This window comes from Hymenobacter terricola (genome assembly GCF_017921975.2).
GTDB classification, from domain to species: domain Bacteria; phylum Bacteroidota; class Bacteroidia; order Cytophagales; family Hymenobacteraceae; genus Hymenobacter; species Hymenobacter terricola.
Window position 1 is genome coordinate 1 of the sequence record NZ_JAGEMO020000184.1, and the last position, 624, is coordinate 624.

At 34.1% G+C, this 624-nt stretch carries 1 protein-coding gene; it reads left to right on the forward strand.

Translation table 11 applies throughout. The features are described from left to right. Positions 1–278: 278 nt before the first annotated feature. A partial coding sequence (locus J4G38_RS28175; protein WP_226164126.1) for a hypothetical protein occupies positions 279–624 on the forward strand: 346 nt, incomplete at its 3' end.

Consider the following 624-nt stretch of genomic DNA (forward strand, 5'->3'; position numbering starts at 1 on the left):
AGACTTATACTTTGATATTAACATTTCCGAATACATCGTATCCTGAGGGTATGATTACATACATGGGTAAAAATATTATCCATATCGAAAAATATCAAAGTTCGGGTGGTACAGATGCTTAGTTTTTTAGTTTTTAGCGCTCTGTTTATCCTTTACATTCATTTCCCGGTCGGCGGACCGGGATTTTTTTTTCTTTTTTTTTGGGACAAATATTTGCGTAAGTCCTAAGGTTGTATTATATTTGCACACAATTAATATCTTAATATAAATTATTTAATATGAACATTGTGCAATCTTATCTTACAACAGTAATGAAGGGCAATTTTTCCCTTTATGAAGTACGAATTTTTGTTAAAATCGTAGAGCATGCTAACAAGGCATTGAATGGTGCCTCCGTGATCGATGCAGTGCGTACGGGTATATCTGCAGATAATATTACCGCAAACATAACTGTACCTATACGTGAAATTCTAACAGATGGTAGCAATGATTATTCAAAAATTTTTGAAGCGTGTAAATCTCTTAGTAATAAAACAATTGAGCTATGGAACACAAAATCCGGCCAATGGGTAAAAATGCCAGATATAGACGAGAACGGGAACACTCATTATTTCACGCACATGA